At 42.8% G+C, this 18,513-nt stretch carries 13 protein-coding genes, 2 tRNA genes and 3 rRNA genes; 11 read left to right on the top strand and 7 right to left on the bottom strand.

Annotated elements, in window-relative coordinates; all coding sequences use genetic code 11:
- Nucleotides 1–128 precede the first annotated feature (128 nt).
- Nucleotides 129–1,496: a tRNA lysidine(34) synthetase TilS gene (tilS, locus tag ACIH2S_RS15325; protein ID WP_272535067.1), complete on the top strand. Its 1,368-nt coding sequence runs from the start codon at nucleotides 129–131 to the stop codon at nucleotides 1,494–1,496.
- A gap of 84 nt (nucleotides 1,497–1,580) precedes the next feature.
- Here tilS and rof read toward each other — a convergent pair whose 3' ends face one another.
- Nucleotides 1,581–1,844 carry a Rho-binding antiterminator gene (gene rof / locus ACIH2S_RS15320; protein ID WP_349488015.1) on the bottom strand — a complete coding sequence of 88 codons (264 nt, stop codon included), beginning with the start codon at nucleotides 1,842–1,844 and terminating at the stop codon, nucleotides 1,581–1,583.
- Nucleotides 1,845–2,182: 338 nt separating this feature from the next.
- Between rof and ACIH2S_RS15315 the strand changes: the two genes are divergently transcribed.
- Nucleotides 2,183–2,839 carry a copper resistance protein NlpE N-terminal domain-containing protein gene (locus ACIH2S_RS15315; RefSeq protein ID WP_036956383.1) on the top strand — a complete coding sequence of 219 codons (657 nt, stop codon included), beginning with the start codon at nucleotides 2,183–2,185 and terminating at the stop codon, nucleotides 2,837–2,839.
- A 104-nt stretch (nucleotides 2,840–2,943) separates the two neighbouring features.
- On the opposite strand, the gene proS is transcribed toward ACIH2S_RS15315, so the two are convergent.
- The 6 genes from proS to metN form a co-directional block, all read right to left on the bottom strand.
- Complete coding sequence (proS, locus tag ACIH2S_RS15310; protein WP_036956385.1) at nucleotides 2,944–4,662, bottom strand: proline--tRNA ligase; 1,719 nt, start codon at nucleotides 4,660–4,662, stop codon at nucleotides 2,944–2,946.
- Nucleotides 4,663–4,782: 120 nt separating this feature from the next.
- Nucleotides 4,783–5,502, bottom strand: coding sequence for a tRNA (N6-threonylcarbamoyladenosine(37)-N6)-methyltransferase TrmO (tsaA, locus tag ACIH2S_RS15305; RefSeq protein ID WP_036956386.1), 720 nt, complete (start codon nucleotides 5,500–5,502; stop codon nucleotides 4,783–4,785).
- A gap of 7 nt (nucleotides 5,503–5,509) precedes the next feature.
- A complete protein-coding gene (gene rcsF, locus ACIH2S_RS15300; RefSeq protein ID WP_230082465.1) occupies nucleotides 5,510–5,821 on the bottom strand; it encodes an Rcs stress response system protein RcsF in 312 nt (103 codons plus the stop codon).
- Nucleotides 5,822–6,081: 260 nt separating this feature from the next.
- Nucleotides 6,082–6,903 carry a MetQ/NlpA family lipoprotein gene (locus ACIH2S_RS15295; RefSeq protein WP_036956390.1) on the bottom strand — a complete coding sequence of 274 codons (822 nt, stop codon included), beginning with the start codon at nucleotides 6,901–6,903 and terminating at the stop codon, nucleotides 6,082–6,084.
- 91 nt (nucleotides 6,904–6,994) lie between these two features.
- Nucleotides 6,995–7,648, bottom strand: a complete 654-nt coding sequence (gene metI, locus ACIH2S_RS15290; protein WP_036968878.1) for a methionine ABC transporter permease MetI — start codon at nucleotides 7,646–7,648, stop codon at nucleotides 6,995–6,997.
- Nucleotides 7,641–8,672: a methionine ABC transporter ATP-binding protein MetN gene (gene metN / locus ACIH2S_RS15285; protein ID WP_036956393.1), complete on the bottom strand. Its 1,032-nt coding sequence runs from the start codon at nucleotides 8,670–8,672 to the stop codon at nucleotides 7,641–7,643. The genes metI and metN overlap by 8 nt, the downstream gene beginning before the upstream one ends.
- A gap of 169 nt (nucleotides 8,673–8,841) precedes the next feature.
- On the opposite strand from metN, the gene gmhB reads away from it, so the two are divergent.
- The 9 genes from gmhB to ACIH2S_RS15240 all read left to right on the top strand — a co-directional run bounded on the left by gmhB (nucleotide 8,842) and on the right by ACIH2S_RS15240 (nucleotide 18,508).
- Nucleotides 8,842–9,408: a D-glycero-beta-D-manno-heptose 1,7-bisphosphate 7-phosphatase gene (gene gmhB / locus ACIH2S_RS15280; protein ID WP_036956395.1), complete on the top strand. Its 567-nt coding sequence runs from the start codon at nucleotides 8,842–8,844 to the stop codon at nucleotides 9,406–9,408.
- 428 nt (nucleotides 9,409–9,836) lie between these two features.
- A 16S ribosomal RNA gene (locus ACIH2S_RS15275) occupies nucleotides 9,837–11,376 on the top strand.
- 65 nt (nucleotides 11,377–11,441) lie between these two features.
- Nucleotides 11,442–11,518: transfer RNA gene (locus ACIH2S_RS15270), tRNA-Ile, on the top strand.
- Nucleotides 11,519–11,651: 133 nt separating this feature from the next.
- A tRNA-Ala gene (locus tag ACIH2S_RS15265) sits at nucleotides 11,652–11,727 on the top strand.
- Between the two features lie 201 nt (nucleotides 11,728–11,928).
- Nucleotides 11,929–14,834, top strand: a 23S ribosomal RNA gene (locus ACIH2S_RS15260).
- Nucleotides 14,835–14,973: 139 nt separating this feature from the next.
- A 5S ribosomal RNA gene (gene rrf / locus ACIH2S_RS15255) occupies nucleotides 14,974–15,089 on the top strand.
- The 16S, 23S and 5S rRNA genes sit together here with 2 tRNA genes alongside, the layout of an rRNA operon.
- A gap of 546 nt (nucleotides 15,090–15,635) precedes the next feature.
- Entirely contained in the window at nucleotides 15,636–16,427 is a 792-nt protein-coding gene (locus ACIH2S_RS15250; RefSeq protein WP_430247674.1) for an endonuclease/exonuclease/phosphatase family protein, read from the top strand.
- Nucleotides 16,428–16,543: 116 nt separating this feature from the next.
- Nucleotides 16,544–17,077, top strand: coding sequence for a DUF1287 domain-containing protein (locus tag ACIH2S_RS15245; protein ID WP_231138120.1), 534 nt, complete (start codon nucleotides 16,544–16,546; stop codon nucleotides 17,075–17,077).
- 243 nt (nucleotides 17,078–17,320) lie between these two features.
- Entirely contained in the window at nucleotides 17,321–18,508 is a 1,188-nt protein-coding gene (locus ACIH2S_RS15240) for an NAD(P)/FAD-dependent oxidoreductase (protein ID WP_108478389.1), read from the top strand.
- The last annotated feature ends 5 nt before the right edge of the window (nucleotides 18,509–18,513 follow it).

Below are 18,513 nucleotides of genomic sequence, written 5' to 3'. Positions count from 1 at the left end.
TTTGCTTTTTATCTCACTCTAGTCCAAACGCTCTTAAATTTTGATGCTGATTTTGCTTGTGATTATGTTCGGTATATTATGTTTCAGTGCTAGAAAAAATCGTAAAAATAATGGGGATGGGCAGATTAATGGCCGAGCAATCAGCAAGTATTGTTGAGCACGTTTACAGTAAAATAAAAGGATTTCAAAAAATACTGGTTGGATTCAGTGGGGGCATTGATTCTACCGTACTGTTGCATGCCCTTTACCAAATCAAAAATAGTATAAATCCCCTACTCCAAATCCGTGCCTTTCATATTCATCATGGCTTAAATATTCAAGCGAACAAATGGGAAACTCATTGTGCATCATTATGCCAACAATGGGATATTCCGTTTATTTGCCAGCATGTAACCGTAGATAGCGCTCAGATTGGTGTTGAAGCGGCTGCAAGAACTGAACGTTATCAGGCATATCGTGATGAGCTACTCGAAGATGAAATTTTGGTGACGGCTCAGCATCTTGATGACCAAGCAGAAACCTTTATGCTGGCACTTAAACGCGGAAGCGGCCCCGCAGGGCTTTCCGCGATGCCGGAATCACTTTCTTTTCAAGCAAAAAGTGGAAAAACAGTTCTATTACGTCCTTTGCTTTCTATTTCTCGCCATGAATTAGAAAACTATCGAACGGAACATCAACTTCCTTGGGTTGAAGATGATAGTAATCAAGATGACCGATATGATCGTAACTTCTTGCGTTTGAATATTATGCCAAGATTATCTGAACGCTGGCCTCATTTTGCGAATGCAGTTTCCCGAAGCGCATTATTATGCGCAGAACAAGAAGCATTACTGGATGAACTGCTACAAGATTCCCTTGATGACATTATTGATTATCGCGGTGGATTATACATCGATGGGCTTATCCATTGTTCAGTAGCCAAGCGTAACGCCTTGATCCGCAGATGGATTGGTCTTCACCAACTTGCTATGCCGCCATTTAATCAATTAGAACGAATTTGGCAGGAAGTGGCACTTGCCCGGCAGGATGCAGAACCTATCTGTCGCTTGGGTGATGTGGAAATTCGCCGTTATCAAGGGGCTCTGTGGGTGGTTAAGCGCATTAATAGCCTGATGGGAAAACAGTATCAGTGGAATTATCCAGAGGCTTATCTCTTACCTGAATCACTGGGAACACTGGTTGTGATGGATGGAGAAGGGCAGATCCGCCCACCACAAGAAACGGAAAAAGTGACAATTCGCTTTGGATTGCAAGGCTCACTAAATATTGTTGGTCGCCATCATTCACGCAGTAGTAAAAAGATTTGGCAAGAATTGGGTGTTGCTCCATGGATGCGAGAAAGAACCCCGCTGATTTACTATAACGAAACACTAATTTGTGCCGTGGGATGTTTTATTACTCCTGATGGATTTGTGGGAGAAGACAATGTTGGGATTGCTATTGATTGGCAAAATTCCGAACATTGGATAAATACCAATGAGTTTTCCTGCGAATAAGCTGCATAGACTATCCAAAAAGTAGAAACCCCTTATGACTGTGACTATCATAAGGGGCATAGAAGAAACTCAGAAAAACGAGTATTAGTGGGAGTGGTCGACAACGATAGTGCCGATTTCAGGATGACTGAAGGATGAGATAATATCCAGTCGTAGCTCCTTAGTGCCTTCCTGTGTGATCAGGACGAGGTACTCAATTTTTTTTCGTAGGAGCAAATTACTGGCTTGCCCTTCAATATTCTCGCCGTCATTAAGCTTAATTTGCAGCTTTAATTGACGCTGGCATGCGATTTCTAGATATTCGTAATCATCACAATTGATTGGTTGATATTCATTATCTGTAGACATATTCCCTCACCACTGTGTTAGTGGCGGTTATTGCCGCCTTGAACATGTTTGTATTATCTAAAAACACTAGCATTTATCGACTAAGCATTATCGGCTAAGCATTTACCGATGAAATAAAAAGCTAAATCAAAAGTGCTTGGCTCGATAATAGCATAGTAATTTAATAACTATAATCAGTGACGAGGGAAAAGGAAAATTCTTATTCACTAAACTGATATCTTTAGCTGGTTATTTATCCGATTGTAAACTTTTGCATACCTTATTTTTTTATTGGTTGAGATGTTATGATGTCTTAATAAGCGAAACAGTGATAATTGAATGATCTGAAGGGAATTATAATGAAGAAAGTACTTTTATTAGCTCTTATTTCAGCGGGTGCTGTGGCATTATCCGGCTGTCAAAGTAGTGTCAATGAAGCAAATTTTGCGCCTGTAGACCATGTTTATAGTGGTGTACTTCCTTGTGCGGATTGTTCGGGAATTGAAGCAACACTATTAGTTAATCCAGATGGTAGCTATGTTGAGCAACTGCTTTATTTAGAAACCCGTGAAGGAAACCAAATGTTCCATGAAACAGGGAACTGGTCTAGCACGGAAAATGTATTAACATTAACTAACTCAAAAGCAGAACGTACATACTTTGCACAATCTCCTGATAACCAGTCAATCACACTGCTAGATTTAGAAGGCAAGGCGATTGAGAGCTCAATGAACCATACCTTAAAACAGGTCACTCCAAGTAAAAAGCGTGGCGAATATCGTTATATGGCGGATGCCGCTGTATTTACTGAATGTGGTTCTGGGCGTAAATATGCAACGTCAGGTATTGAGCTAGAGAAAGCCTATAGTGATACCGATGTGGATGGCGGTACGCCAGTGTATTTAGAAGTGGATGGTTTCTATTCAATTCGCCCATCAATGGAAGACGGTCAATTTGATTCTGCATTTATTCCTACAGGGAATATTCAGTTTGATAAAACCCGCTCCTGCAAATAACCTGAATTCGTTTTGGTTATATTGTAAAAAGGCTTAGTGGTAATAAAAAAGCTCAGAGACAGTAAAACTGAACTCTGAGCTTTTTATTTAGGCTAACGTAACGGTTATTTAGCTAATTTTTCTTTTAGGAAGCTAACTACGTTATCTAAACCAACTAGTTGTTTGTCATCACTGCGGCGTGATTTATATTCAACTTGGTTAGTATCTAAATTACGATCACCAATGACGATAGTGTACGGAACACCAATCAGTTCCATATCGGCAAACATCACACCCGGACGCTCTTTACGGTCATCAAAAATAACATCGATGCCTTGTGCTTTCAGGTCTGCATACAGTTTTTCAGCAACTTCTTTAACGCGATAAGACTTATGCATGTTCATTGGCAGGATAGCAACGTGGAACGGTGCGATAGCGTCAGGCCATACAATACCGCGCTCATCGTGGCTTTGCTCAATCGCAGCTGCAACAATACGTGTTACACCAATACCATAGCAACCCATTGTCACGATTTGGTTATGACCTTCTTCATTCTGCACAGAGGCTTTCATTGCTTCAGAATATTTTGTGCCTAACTGGAAGATATGGCCCACTTCGATACCGCGTTTGATTAACAGGGTACCTTTACCATCTGGACTTGGGTCACCCGCTACCACATTACGCAGGTCGTAAACTTCCGGCAGTGGGAGATCACGTTCCCAGTTGATGCCAAAGTAGTGTTTACCATCAATATTAGCACCTGCACCAAAGTCACTCATCACCGCAACGCTGCGGTCAATGACGATTGGCATTGGCATTTTCACAGGACCTAAAGAGCCAGGACCTGCGTTAACAGCTTTACGGATCTCTTCTTCTGATGCAAATTGCAGTGGGCTTGCGACTAATGGGTGTTTTTCTGCTTTAATTTCATTAAGTTCATGGTCGCCACGAATTAACAGAGCAACTAAAGTATGACCAGAGTCTTTCTCGGCATGGACAATCAGAGTCTTAACTGTTTTCTCGATTGGCAGATTGAACTGTTCAACTAATTCAGCAATCGTTTTTGCATTTGGTGTATCAACTAAATGCATCTCTTGGCTTGGCGCTGCACGTTGAACACTTGGCGCAACCGCTTCAGCAAATTCGATATTGGCTGCAAAATCAGATTCAGTGGAGAAGACAACATCATCTTCGCCGCTTTGTGCTAAGACTTGGAATTCGTGAGAAGCGTTACCACCGATAGAACCGGTGTCTGCCTGTACTGCACGGAAATCAAAGCCAATACGGGTGAAAATTTTGCTATAAGCTTGGTACATTGCATCGTAAGTTTCTTGCAATGACTCTTGGCTTGTGTGGAACGAGTATGCATCTTTCATGATAAATTCACGAGAACGCATTACGCCGAAGCGAGGACGAACTTCATCACGGAATTTGGTTTGAATTTGGAATAAATTCAATGGTAATTGTTTGTATGAAGTGATCTCGTTACGCACTAAATCAGTGATAACTTCTTCGTGGGTTGGACCTAAAACAAAAGGACGTTCACCACGATCTACAAAGCGCAGCAACTCAGGGCCATATTGTTCCCAACGTCCACTTTCTTGCCATAAGTCAGCAGGTTGAACGACGGGTAAAGATACCTCGATAGCGCCTGCATTTTCCATTTCTTCACGAACGATGTTTTCTACTTTACGCAGAACACGCACGCCAGTGGGTAACCAGTCATACAGACCAGAAGCAAGTTTACGGATCATCCCTGCACGCAGCATCAGCTTGTGGCTGATAACTTCTGCATCCGCAGGGGTCTCTTTTAGAGTTGAGAGCAGATATTTGCTAGTACGCATTGTATAGGTTCCATTAGAACAACAAATTATGGTAGGGCTTATGCCTACCCAATAATTTAAAGCTGCTAAGCAGCGGAATAAACAGCTAGTCTACCAGTGACGATGCTTTGTCAAAAGAGGTTAACGCGATTTTTCATTACGTTCGATGGCAAACACTTCAGTGATATTATTAGTCACTCGCCAGCGCACATTGAAATCTAATAAATGAACCGCATAATCACGGGCTTCATTGGATTGTTTCTTATAGGCAGGACGTGGGTCTTGCTTTAATACTTGCTCAATAAAAGACGCTAATCCAGGATAGTGAGATTGGTATTTATCACATTCGAGCTGAGCTTGCGTGCTAAATATAACCTGCATATCTTCTGAGGGTGCCTCTTGAGCATAACCTGCTTTGGCGGTTGTGATAGCTTCAGCAAAAGGTAGATACGGTTTGATATCTATCACTGGTGTGCCATCAACTAAATCTAGGCTACCGAGTTCAAGGATGACTTGGTTGTTTTCGATAGTCACATCTTTTAATTCAACTAACGACATCCCAATCGGGTTTGGTCGAAATGTTGAACGAGTGGCAAACACACCCATTTTATCGTTACCACCTAAGCGGGGAGGGCGTACTAGCGATTTCCAGCCACCTTCCATCGTTTGGTGAAAAACAAACAACACCCAAATATGGCTAAATTGAGTTAATCCTCTAACGGCATTGGGGTCATTGTATGGCGGATGTAAATGCAAACGCCCAAAGCCGTTTTGAACCAGCCCAGGCTGGCGAGGAATAGCAAACTTTTCTTTATAAGGGGATTCGATATGCCCGATAACATTAAATTGAAAAGATTGCATAAGTTGATTATTCAACAATTTTAAGTGCGCTACCTTCACATACCGTTGCTTGGTAACAACCCGGTGCTGATTTGGTTTGGCACTGATGTAATAACACTGCATCTGCAGCGATATAAGCGGCTTGCGTCAACATACTGTTTTTAGCTGAATCAAGGTTAATCGGGGGACTCTTTGCATTTTTTCTGCATGACTCACCAGATACAATACCTAAGTCACGAAATGGCATTCCTAATAATTCTTCAGGGCTGTTCATTAATTTAATGTTTTCTGCGCTGACATCTTCTTCAGTTTCGACAGGTAAAGGTTTCGATAATTTCATGCTCGAAAACCCTTTATTCATGCTTGGACTGGTGTATTGATTAATTCCGCACCCAGCTAAAACAAATGTAGCGAGGGCGAGCAAAAACAATCTCATAAATATTACCTTTTTATTATCTGCGCTAGCGCATTAATTATGTAATCGGTTTAAAGCTAATTTATTTGAAACAAATCGGTTTAATGCTTGTCGGTATGATACAAAAAAACTAGGTGACATAAAGTCACCTAGCATTTTATACACATTTTTTTTAAGAGAAAAGCTTACCAGCCTTTAACTGCTCCACCATCGAAAACTTCGTTGGCCTTTTCTGCCACTTCATTAGATTGATATGCTTGAATAAACTTCTTCACATTCTCGCTATCTTTATTATCTTCACGAGCCACAATAATGTTCACATATGGAGAATCTTTATCTTCAACAAACAGACCATCTTTTGCTGGAGTCAGTTTTGGTGTTGCACTGCTCGCCCAAGTTGTGTTGATGATAGCCAATGCAATTTTTTGATCATCCAGAGCACGTGGTAACTGTGGCGCTTCTAATTCAACAAATTTTAAGCCTTTTGGATTCTCAACAACATCCAACACAGTAGGCATTAAACCTGTGCCATCTTTTAATTTAATTAAACCTTGTTTTTGCAGTAACAGTAATGAACGACCTAAGTTAGTTGGGTCATTTGGCAGTGCAACTTGTGAACCGTCAGCCAATTCATCAATGGATTTAATTTGTTTAGAATATCCTGCAATTGGATAAATGAAGGTATTTCCAACAGGAACTAATTTGTAGTTACGGTCTTTAATTTGCTGATCCAAATAAGGTTTATGCTGGAATGCGTTAGCATCAATATCACCTTTGCTTAATGCTTCGTTTGGTAGTACGAAGTCATTGAAAGAGACTAATTCAACATTCAGACCATATTTTTCTTTAGCAACTTTTTGTGCAACTTCAGCAACTTCAAACTCTTTGCCCATGATCACACCGACTTTGATGCTATTTGGATCTTTTTGTTTTTCACCACAGCCAGCGAGAGCTAATGTTCCTAACAGCGCGCCAACTACTGCAATTGATTTTAACTTAATAGACATAATTTACCCCTTTAGACACTATTTATAGCACCTTAACTACTGTGTAGCGTTTTTTGGCGCTGCTATTGTTTCTGACTATCTAGATTACGGACTATTTATGCGACACTTTTTTCATTAGATATTCACCCGTAAACTGAATGATGAATACTAAGACAATCAATAGAACCAGAACGGTATTCATAACTAATGGATTATAAGTATAGTACCCATATTGCATTGCAATTTGTCCTAATCCACCGGAACCCACTGCACCACCCATTGCGGAATAACCGACTAACATAATTAATGTAATGGTTGCTGCGTTAATTAACCCCGGTAAAGATTCTGGCAGTAATACTTTGCGAATAATCTGTAACGGAGTTGCACCCATAGCGCGTGATGCTTCAATTAAACCATTCGGCACTTCTAATAATGCGTTTTCAACCATGCGAGCAATAAACGGAATTGCGCCAACAGTCAATGGAACAATCGCCCCTTCGATACCAATTGCAGAGCCCACGATGAATTTGGTAAAAGGGCTTATCCAGACTAATAAAATAATAAACGGTATTGAGCGGAATACGTTCACAACAGCAGAAATAACGCTATATAGAACGGTATTTTCCATGACTTGCCCACGACGAGTGACATAAAGTAGGACGCCTGTCGGGATACCTAAAATAAAACCTAAAATTGCAGAAACGAAAGTCATGATAATGGTATCAATCGTTCCTGAAATAAGCAGTGAAATCATTCCCTCAGACATAACCTAAAACCTCAACTTTCACATGGTGCTCTTTCAAAAATGTAATAGTGGACTCAATGCCATTTTCTAAGCCGTGTAATTCAGCCAGCATCACACCGAATTTAACGCCACCGGCATAATCAATCTGAGAGCTTAAGATATTAATATCGATATCAAATTTACGTACAGCCATTGAGATTAATGGCGCATCCACCGATTGCCCTGTGAATTCCAGTTTCAATAACGGGGAGAGATCTTTACCTGACTCTGGCTGCAAACGTTCTTTATAGTCATCAGGAATATCAATAACTAACGTTGACTTAATAAATGCTTGAGCAACGGGTGTTTTAGGGTGAGAGAAAACTTCACTCACTTTATCTTGCTCAATAAGCTGACCGCCACTGATTACTGCCACTTGGTCACAAATGCGTTTCACGACATCCATCTCATGGGTGATCAATAAGATGGTTAAACCTAAGCGACGGTTGATATCTTTCAATAATTCTAAAATAGAGCGCGTCGTTGCTGGATCTAATGCACTTGTTGCTTCATCACACAGTAATACTTTTGGTGAGTTTGCTAAGGCACGGGCAATAGCCACACGCTGTTTTTGACCACCAGAAAGGTTTGCTGGATAAGCATCTTTCTTTTCAGATAAACCGACTAACTCTAATAATTCATCAACGCGCTGTTTAATGGTCTCTTTCGGTGTGTTGTCTAATTCTAATGGCAACGACACGTTATCAAACACAGTGCGTGAAGATAATAAGTTAAAGTGCTGAAAGATCATGCCAATTCTACGGCGTGCTTTTGTGACTTCTTTCTCTGGCAGAGACGTTAAATCTTGTCCATCAACAATGACTTGCCCTGATGTTGGACGCTCCAGCATATTCACACAACGAATTAAGGTACTTTTACCTGCGCCGGATGCACCAATGACACCATATATTTGACCAGCAGGAACATGCAGGCTGATATCAGTCAGCGCCTGTATATTGCGGTTTCCTTGCTGGAACACTTTATTAATATTTGAGAGCTTTATCATTCTATCTTCTATTCTCTGACGAATTATATTCAAGATACTGTATCTAACTTGTATTGGATGTTAAGGCGTCTAGACGTCTAAGTCAATAAAGTTTGATGGATTTATTCTATTCTCATTTCATTTCTTTTCATGAGATACTAAAAACCATTTCAGTTTGAGGAGTAAAGCAGTGAGCAAAGGCATTCCAGCAATCTTTCTAGATAGAGATGGCACAATTAATATCGACCATGGTTATGTACATCAAATTGATGACTTCGAATTCATCGAAGGCTCAATTGAAGCCATGATTGAACTCAAAAAGATGGGATATGCATTAGTTGTCGTGACTAATCAATCTGGTATCGGTCGTGGTATTTATACCGAAGACCAGTTTATGACACTGACTGAGTGGATGGATTGGTCTCTAGCTGACCGCGGTGTTGATTTAGATGGTATCTACTTCTGTCCTCATCACCCAGATGCAACAGTAGAAGAATATAAGCAAGAATGTAATTGCCGCAAACCAAAACCGGGAATGCTTTTAGATGCCCAGCAATTTTTAAACATTGATATGACTTCTTCTATTATGGTTGGCGACAAACTTGCAGATATGCAAGCGGGTAAAGCGGCTCTTGTGGGTACAAATGTGTTAGTAAAAAGTGGCGAACCTGTTACAGATGACGCTATTGCGAGTGCAGATTTGGTGATTAATAGTCTTGCAGACCTGCCAAAAGCCTTAAAAAGCATCACAAAGTAACTATTTTGGGTGATAAATCAGCAATTGGAAATTATTTTAAAAAAAACACTTGCGAGATTTTTCGAGCTCCCTATAATGCGCATCCGTTGTCACGACAAACCGGCTCGAAGAAAACCTCGAAGCCCCCGTGATAACAGAGGTGAAGAAAGAAAATAGTTGAAAATAATCGCTTGACTTTCTAAATAAAAAACGTAGTATACGACACCTCGCGACAACGACCTAAAGTCGATAATCGAAAGATTAAGTCGCACCGCTCTTTAACAATTTATCAGACAATCTGTGTGGGCACTCACAGGACACTATCAAAAAATATTTGATTTTAAGTCTTGAAGAGTGACTAACACGTTAATTCATATATATGAACTAATAGGTAATTTGGTTTCTTCGGAAATCAAACGACAGTAACATTCTTTGAGCATCAAGCTTTTTAATTGAAGAGTTTGATCATGGCTCAGATTGAACGCTGGCGGCAGGCCTAACACATGCAAGTCGAGCGGTAACAGGGGAAGCTTGCTTCTCGCTGACGAGCGGCGGACGGGTGAGTAATGTATGGGGATCTGCCCGATAGAGGGGGATAACTACTGGAAACGGTAGCTAATACCGCATAATCTCTCAGGAGCAAAGCAGGGGAACTTCGGTCCTTGCGCTATCGGATGAACCCATATGGGATTAGCTAGTTGGTGAGGTAATGGCTCACCAAGGCGACGATCCCTAGCTGGTCTGAGAGGATGATCAGCCACACTGGGACTGAGACACGGCCCAGACTCCTACGGGAGGCAGCAGTGGGGAATATTGCACAATGGGCGCAAGCCTGATGCAGCCATGCCGCGTGTATGAAGAAGGCCTTAGGGTTGTAAAGTACTTTCAGTTGGGAGGAAGGCGTTGATGCTAATATCATCAGCGATTGACGTTACCAACAGAAGAAGCACCGGCTAACTCCGTGCCAGCAGCCGCGGTAATACGGAGGGTGCAAGCGTTAATCGGAATTACTGGGCGTAAAGCGCACGCAGGCGGTTGATTAAGTTAGATGTGAAATCCCCGGGCTTAACCTGGGAATGGCATCTAAGACTGGTCAGCTAGAGTCTTGTAGAGGGGGGTAGAATTCCATGTGTAGCGGTGAAATGCGTAGAGATGTGGAGGAATACCGGTGGCGAAGGCGGCCCCCTGGACAAAGACTGACGCTCAGGTGCGAAAGCGTGGGGAGCAAACAGGATTAGATACCCTGGTAGTCCACGCTGTAAACGATGTCGATTTGGAGGTTGTTCCCTAGAGGAGTGGCTTCCGGAGCTAACGCGTTAAATCGACCGCCTGGGGAGTACGGCCGCAAGGTTAAAACTCAAATGAATTGACGGGGGCCCGCACAAGCGGTGGAGCATGTGGTTTAATTCGATGCAACGCGAAGAACCTTACCTACTCTTGACATCCAGAGAATTTAGCAGAGATGCTTTAGTGCCTTCGGGAACTCTGAGACAGGTGCTGCATGGCTGTCGTCAGCTCGTGTTGTGAAATGTTGGGTTAAGTCCCGCAACGAGCGCAACCCTTATCCTTTGTTGCCAGCGATTCGGTCGGGAACTCAAAGGAGACTGCCGGTGATAAACCGGAGGAAGGTGGGGATGACGTCAAGTCATCATGGCCCTTACGAGTAGGGCTACACACGTGCTACAATGGCGTATACAAAGAGAAGCGACCTCGCGAGAGCAAGCGGAACTCATAAAGTACGTCGTAGTCCGGATTGGAGTCTGCAACTCGACTCCATGAAGTCGGAATCGCTAGTAATCGTAGATCAGAATGCTACGGTGAATACGTTCCCGGGCCTTGTACACACCGCCCGTCACACCATGGGAGTGGGTTGCAAAAGAAGTAGGTAGCTTAACCTTCGGGAGGGCGCTTACCACTTTGTGATTCATGACTGGGGTGAAGTCGTAACAAGGTAACCGTAGGGGAACCTGCGGTTGGATCACCTCCTTACCATTGAAGTGTTTTTGTGAAGTGCTCACACAGATTGTCTGATGAAATAGAGTAACGGTATCGATAGGCTTGTAGCTCAGGTGGTTAGAGCGCACCCCTGATAAGGGTGAGGTCGGTGGTTCAAGTCCACTCAGGCCTACCAAAATCGAATTGATGCTTCGTTATAACTCAGCTCGTTTACCAGACGTAAACGTCGCCAAGTTATGCCTTGCTTAAATTCGATTTAACTCAAAATTCTTTCTTAGTGAGAGAATCGATACTGGAATTACCTTTATGGGGCTATAGCTCAGCTGGGAGAGCGCCTGCCTTGCACGCAGGAGGTCAGCGGTTCGATCCCGCTTAGCTCCACCATAAACTTTCTGATTATTCAGAATAGATTAGAAATAGTCTATTGCGAATAATTATGCTCTTTAACAATCTGGAACAAGCTGAAAATTGAAAACAACGCACATTGTTTATCGCTTAAACAATGTGAGAGTCTCTCAAAAATCTCAACTTGAATGTGTTCAACTGGCCGTCGGGTCAGTTGGTAAAGACACCTTCGGGTTGTGAGGTTAAGCGACTAAGCGTACACGGTGGATGCCTAGGCAATCAGAGGCGATGAAGGACGTGCTAATCTGCGATAAGCGTCGGTAAGGTGATATGAACCGTTATAACCGACGATTTCCGAATGGGGAAACCCAGTGCAATTCGTTGCACTATCGTTTGATGAATACATAGTCAAACGAAGCGAACCGAGGGAACTGAAACATCTCAGTACCTCGAGGAAAAGAAATCAACCGAGATTCCCCTAGTAGCGGCGAGCGAACGGGGAGCAGCCCAGAGTCTTAATCAGCATTAGCATCAGGAGAACGGTCTGGAAAGGCCGGCAGTAAAGGGTGATAGCCCCGTATCCGAAGGTGTTGGTGTTGTGAACTCGACGAGTAGGGCGGGACACGTGTTATCCTGTCTGAATATGGGGGGACCATCCTCCAAGGCTAAATACTCCTGATTGACCGATAGTGAACCAGTACCGTGAGGGAAAGGCGAAAAGAACCCCGGCGAGGGGAGTGAAATAGAACCTGAAACCGTGTACGTACAAGCAGTGGGAGCACCTTTATGGTGTGACTGCGTACCTTTTGTATAATGGGTCAGCGACTTATATTCTGTAGCAAGGTTAACCGTATAGGGGAGCCGTAGGGAAACCGAGTCTTAACTGGGCGAATGAGTTGCAGGGTATAGACCCGAAACCCGGTGATCTAGCCATGGGCAGGTTGAAGGTTGGGTAACACTAACTGGAGGACCGAACCGACTAATGTTGAAAAATTAGCGGATGACTTGTGGCTGGGGGTGAAAGGCCAATCAAACCGGGAGATAGCTGGTTCTCCCCGAAAGCTATTTAGGTAGCGCCTCGTGAACTCATCTTCGGGGGTAGAGCACTGTTTCGACTAGGGGGTCATCCCGACTTACCAACTCGATGCAAACTACGAATACCGAAGAATGTTATCACGGGAGACACACGGCGGGTGCTAACGTTCGTCGTGAAGAGGGAAACAACCCAGACCGCCAGCTAAGGTCCCAAAGTCATAGTTAAGTGGGAAACGAAGTGGGAAGGCTCAGACAGCCAGGATGTTGGCTTAGAAGCAGCCATCATTTAAAGAAAGCGTAATAGCTCACTGGTCGAGTCGGCCTGCGCGGAAGATGTAACGGGGCTAAACTATGCACCGAAGCTGCGGCAGCGATATGTAAATATTGTTGGGTAGGGGAGCGTTCTGTAAGCCTGTGAAGGTGACCTGTGAGGGTTGCTGGAGGTATCAGAAGTGCGAATGCTGACATAAGTAACGATAATGCGGGTGAAAAACCCGCACGCCGGAAGACCAAGGGTTCCTGTCCAACGTTAATCGGGGCAGGGTGAGTCGACCCCTAAGGCGAGGCAGAAATGCGTAGTCGATGGGAAACGGGTTAATATTCCCGTACTGGTGATAATTGCGATGGGGGGACGGAGAAGGTTAGGCTGGCCGGGCGACGGTTGTCCCGGTTTAAGGATGTAGGCAGGTGAATTAGGCAAATCCGGTTCACTATATGCTGAGGTCTGATGACGAGTCACTACGGTGGCGAAGTAGCTCATACCCCGCTTCCAGGAAAAGCCTCTAAGCTCTAGATTATCATTAATCGTACCCCAAACCGACACAGGTGGTCAGGTAGAGAATACTCAGGCGCTTGAGAGAACTCGGGTGAAGGAACTAGGCAAAATGGTGCCGTAACTTCGGGAGAAGGCACGCTGGCATTAGGTGAAGTGATTTACTCATGGAGCTGAAGCCAGTCGCAGATACCAGCTGGCTGCAACTGTTTATTAAAAACACAGCACTGTGCAAACACGAAAGTGGACGTATACGGTGTGACGCCTGCCCGGTGCTGGAAGGTTAATTGATGGGGTTATCCGTAAGGAGAAGCTCTTGATCGAAGCCCCAGTAAACGGCGGCCGTAACTATAACGGTCCTAAGGTAGCGAAATTCCTTGTCGGGTAAGTTCCGACCTGCACGAATGGCGTAATGATGGCCAGGCTGTCTCCACCCGAGACTCAGTGAAATTGAACTCGCTGTGAAGATGCAGTGTACCCGCGGCAAGACGGAAAGACCCCGTGAACCTTTACTATAGCTTGACACTGAACATTGAGCCTTGATGTGTAGGATAGGTGGGAGGCTTTGAAGCGTGGACGCCAGTCTGCGTGGAGCCAACCTTGAAATACCACCCTTTAATGTTTGATGTTCTAACGTAGCCCCGTAATCCGGGGTGCGGACAGTGTCTGGTGGGTAGTTTGACTGGGGCGGTCTCCTCCCAAAGAGTAACGGAGGAGCACGAAGGTTGGCTAAGCATGGTCGGACATCATGCGGTTAGTGCAAAGGCATAAGCCAGCTTGACTGCGAGAGTGACGGCTCGAGCAGGTACGAAAGTAGGTCTTAGTGATCCGGTGGTTCTGTATGGAAGGGCCATCGCTCAACGGATAAAAGGTACTCCGGGGATAACAGGCTGATACCGCCCAAGAGTTCATATCGACGGCGGTGTTTGGCACCTCGATGTCGGCTCATCACATCCTGGGGCTGAAGTAGGTCCCAAGGGTACGGCTGTTCGCCGTTTAAAGTGGTACGCGAGCTGGGTTTAGAACGTCGTGAGACAGTTCGGTCCCTATCTGCCGTGGGCGTTGGAAGATTGAAAGGGGCTGCTCCTAGTACGAGAGGACCGGAGTGGACGCACCACTGGTGTTCGGGTTGTCATGCCAATGGCATTGCCCGGTAGCTAAGTGCGGAAGAGATAACCGCTGAAAGCATCTAAGCGGGAAACTTGCCTTGAGATGAGTCTTCCCTGACCCTTTAAGGGTCCTAAAGGAACGTTTAAGACTAAGACGTTGATAGGTTGGGTGTGTAAGCGTAGCGATACGTTGAGCTAACCAATACTAATGAACCGTGAGGCTTAACCTGACAACACCGAAGGTGTTTTCGAGATGAGAGATTAAGTTGATTTTCAAAGAAAGTGAGAAGCCGGAAGGTGGAGACACAGCTTGTTCAAGATTGAAGTTCTGGTTTAAGAGAAAACTTAGACGGGAATAAACAGAATTTGTCTGGCGGCAATAGCGCGGTGGTCCCACCTGACCCCATGCCGAACTCAGTAGTGAAACGCCGTAGCGCCGATGGTAGTGTGGGGTCTCCCCATGTGAGAGTAGGGAACTGCCAGACATTAAATTAGCCGAGAAGCCACCCAATGGGTGGCTTTTTTGCGTTAGGGGAAATGAAAATAGCAGAAAGGTATTTCATAAATTGACTTATCACTAGTAAAATCGGGGGGATGGTAACTCGCTAACTACCCAAAAGACCTAATATCGCTCTGGCTTCCCGCCTTATAAACGGAGCTTTCATTGTCAATAACCATTATCAGTAATGAAGTTATCCTACATATTGAGTGAAAATCGACCGTCATATGAGCCCTATCTACTTTATATCCTAACCAAACAGCAAAAAATGCCTCCATTACACGCACTTTTTTCTTTTGTTAAGCCGTTATTTAGAATATTTATCACGGTGAATGATAGAGAATTTGATGGAGATAGTCAGACTGACTTAGAAAGGTCACAAAAAGGAATAATAAGTTCCTTAAGATTACCGGTAAGATATTTGATATACTGTACGCGAGTCAGTCAAACCAATGCTAAACTAGCATAGTTGGCAGCAATACTGTTGCTACCAATAATACTGTTGTTATCAATTTCGTAGGGAATCCGGTACGTGGCTAAAAGAACCTATTCTGTTCGGTACATTGCTGGCGAGCCTGCAAAACGTATTCAGCCTATGCCAATTCATATGCTAGGTGATTCTCTTCCTATTGGTCTTCCTCTGTTTCCTGCGGGTGAAATGCTGGATGTGGTTACGTGGAATATTTATAAGCAGCAGCGACCAAATTGGAAATCTACGTTAGCAGAGCTCGTTAAAGAGAAAAAACTGTTATTGCTCCAGGAAGCACAAATGTCACCAGAATTGGTTTCTTTTGCTGCTTCACATCAATTGGTAGCAGACCAAGTCCCTGCCTTACCTTTTTCTCCTCATCCATCAGGGGTAATGACTCTCGCGACAGCTCACCCTATTTATTGTTGTCCATTACGAGAAAAAGAGCCGCTATTACGTTTAGCGAAATCGGCTTTGATCACGGTTTATCCATTGCCTAATGGTAAGCATTTAATGGTTGCTAACGTACATGCCATTAACTTTAGTTTTGGTGTTGATGTGTATAGAAAGCAATTGAGTAAGTTAGGTTCTCATATTAGCAAACATGTCGGTCCCGTTATTCTCGCGGGGGACTTTAATGCATGGAGCCGTCAGCGAGTAAATGCATTGAAACGCTTTATTCGTTCAGTTGGCTTGAAGGAAGTTCTCTACGATTTAGATTTACGAACAAAAGCTTTTGGTCGTCCATTAGACTTTATGTTTTACCGCGGCTTAAAACTGAAGGAAAGCCACGTATTACAGACTGATGCGTCAGATCATAACCCTATCATTACCCAATTTAAATTAACTAAGTAATACCTTTTTAAGATTATCCCACCTTATTTATCCCTGTAATTATTGTAGATTTTATTCTCTATTTTATGGGGATTCATACCTTGAAACGATTACTATCTATCGCTTTACTATTTTGCATGCCCTATGCATTAGGAAAAAGTAACCTTGAGTTGGCAAAACAAGCCGAACAATTACCTCGCCTTGTTGTTTATGATTCATCTTATCGCCAGATGGATTACCCTAATGGGGATGTTCCCAGCCATTATGGTGTCTGTTCTGATGTTGTGATACGCAGTTATCGTAAGTTGGGTATTGATCTTCAAAAACAGCTTCATGAAGATATTAAAAAAAACTTTAGCCAGTATCCAAGTCAAAAAATGTGGGGGCTTCGTAAGCCTGATACCAATATTGATCATCGGCGAGTACCTAACTTAGAAACCTTTTTTGCTCGAAAAGGTACTGTTAAACCTATTACGGTAAAAGGGGAGGATTATTTACCCGGTGATATCGTTTCATGGCGTTTAGATAACGGCCGTCCACATATAGGAATTGTGACATCCATCAAAGCATCGAATAGTCGATATTACTTAGTGATGCACAATATTGGATATGGACAAGTTACTGAGGATGTCTTATTTAAATGGAAGATAGTTGGACATTATTCATATTAATCTTTTTCTTTCAATGAGCTGCAATGAAATTTAATTTTATCACTTATGAATGCTTCACTTTTCTTTTACCAGAGAAAGCGTTTTAATATCTCAAAGTGATTAGTTTTTTTTGTTGATTCTCGAATTATATGCAATTTATTGTATTGGTTGTTATTGGCATTAAACTATATTTATTAAGTGTAAAGCACGGCGATGAGCAGGTTTTATTTATCGGGCTGTTTTATTTCTTAAGGATTTTAAATCATGAAAAATATAGTTATTGTGGGTGGTGGTACTGGCGGTACCATGTTAGCTAATATTTTGGCTAGAAAACTTAATAAAGACATTTTTTCTCAAAGAATAAAAATAACGTTAATAACAGATAATCCGATACATTATTATAAACCTGCATTTATGTATGTGGCTTTTAATATGTTCTTTAAAGAAGAACTAAGCCGACCTGAGCGTGAATTATTAAGACCAGAAATTGAATTAGTCATTGATAAAGTTGACTCATTTGATTTTAAAAATAAAGAATTATACTCAAGAAATAATAAAAAATATCACTATGACTATTTAGTCGTTGCCACAGGGTGTATCCCTAGACCTGAGCGTATTGAAGGATTAAAGGAAATAGGTAACCATTTTTATGCTTATGATGCCTCGCGTAAATTAGCCGACCAATTATCTAAGATTGAAAAAGGTCGTATTTTTATTACCGTTTCATTTCCTGAAACACCAAACGTTCCCCATCAGTGTGGTATAGCGCCGATGGAAACAACACTCATGATTGATGAGTTTTTACGTAAACGTCGAGTTAGAGATAATATTGAAATTGTTTATACCTATCCAACGGTTGCACAATTACTGCGTAATTGTTTATTCATGCAACAGCCGGTTTGCGAAGTCATTCCTGAAGTGTTTGTAGCTCGAAATATTAAAGCTCAAAGAGGGTTTACTTTAAATAAAGTCGACCCAGATAAGAAATTAGCTTATTCCAAAGAAGGTGATGAGCAGCCTTTCGATTTATTAATTAGCACTCCACCTATTACCGCAGTAGAGGCGGTCGTAAATACCGGATTAAGTGAACACAATAATGGTGAAGGTTGGTTACCAACAGACCATGAAACAATGCAAGTCTATGGTGTTGAAGGTGTTTATGTTATTGGTGATACAGTTGATTTACCAATTAGTAAAGCGGGGGGGAGCTGCCATAACCAAGCTGCAATTATTGCTGATAATATTTGTGGTGAGTTAATTTATGGTTACCCAGCGGCTATTTATGATGGTCGAGTACAAGCTGTTGCTCAAATGGGATTAACGGCGGGTATGCCTTTGCAATACGATTACAAGCACGATGTTATTCCAACTCCGCCAACAAAGCTCGGTGGATTACTAAGAAATGGCTTCAATAGAGGTATTTATTGGGCAGCAATCCGTGGCTTAGTTTAATAAGG

Origin of the sequence: Providencia lanzhouensis (assembly GCF_050469745.1) — a bacterium.
GTDB lineage: Bacteria > Pseudomonadota > Gammaproteobacteria > Enterobacterales > Enterobacteriaceae > Providencia > Providencia lanzhouensis.
The sequence above is the reverse complement of the archived record's forward strand: the minus strand, read 5'-3'. Positions and strand labels throughout refer to the sequence as shown.